1 pseudogene is annotated in these 275 nt (G+C 64.0%); it reads right to left on the bottom strand.

Going from position 1 to position 275, the window contains the following annotated elements:
* Nucleotides 1-275, bottom strand: a pseudogene (locus SB786_RS36190) (poly-beta-hydroxybutyrate polymerase); the annotation flags it as partial.

Genomic DNA, 275 nt, shown 5'->3' with positions numbered 1-275 from the left:
CGCTGTGCATGCGGTACGGCATGCGCGTGGTATCGGCGTTCCACGACATCAGGTCGTTGGGTTTCGAGCGCTGGCCGAGCAGATACTCGTTGACCGCACGCGACCAGACGAGATCGCGCGAATTGAGCAACTGGAACGTCGCGGCCATCTGCTCGCCTTCGAGACAACCCTGGCGCGCCATCAGCGCATCGAGCGCCGCTAGCTCGCTCTCGCCGATAAAGAAACGCAGTTCCCCCGGCGCGCGGAAATCGGTTTGCGCGGCGAGCAGCGATACC

It is taken from the genome of Burkholderia sp. SIMBA_062 (assembly GCF_046534765.1).
GTDB lineage: Bacteria > Pseudomonadota > Gammaproteobacteria > Burkholderiales > Burkholderiaceae > Burkholderia > Burkholderia ambifaria.
The sequence above is the reverse complement of the archived record's forward strand: the minus strand, read 5'-3'. Positions and strand labels throughout refer to the sequence as shown.